Source organism: Neisseria sp. P0007.S010 (genome assembly GCF_051962875.1).
In the GTDB taxonomy this organism is placed as follows: Bacteria; Pseudomonadota; Gammaproteobacteria; order Burkholderiales; family Neisseriaceae; genus Neisseria; species Neisseria subflava_A.
This window is the reverse complement of record NZ_JBQCUX010000063.1, coordinates 1-243: the sequence shown is the minus strand read 5'-3', so window position 1 is coordinate 243 and position 243 is coordinate 1. Positions and strand designations below refer to the sequence as shown.

1 pseudogene is annotated in these 243 nt (G+C 52.7%); it reads left to right on the top strand.

Annotated elements, in window-relative coordinates:
- Nucleotides 1-243: pseudogene (locus ACTHR7_RS10915) on the top strand (TonB-dependent receptor); the annotation flags it as partial.

The following is a 243-nucleotide window of genomic DNA, read 5'->3' as shown; positions in this document are numbered from 1 at the left end:
ACCGAAAACATAGACCAAGCCTTCCGTCCGCTGAAAGCGAACAGCGGCTTTTACGCCAAAAGCTTTTACAACTCCGTTACCGCGCAAGCGCGTGGGGCAAAGGTGTACGGCGTGGCCAACCACAATCACACCAAGGCCAACGACTATAAAGACGGCGACGGCAATCAGACCGATTGGAAATACAGCCGTTTCAATCCAGCTTTGGTACTCGGTTTCGTGCCGTCTGAAAATCAGGAATACCGC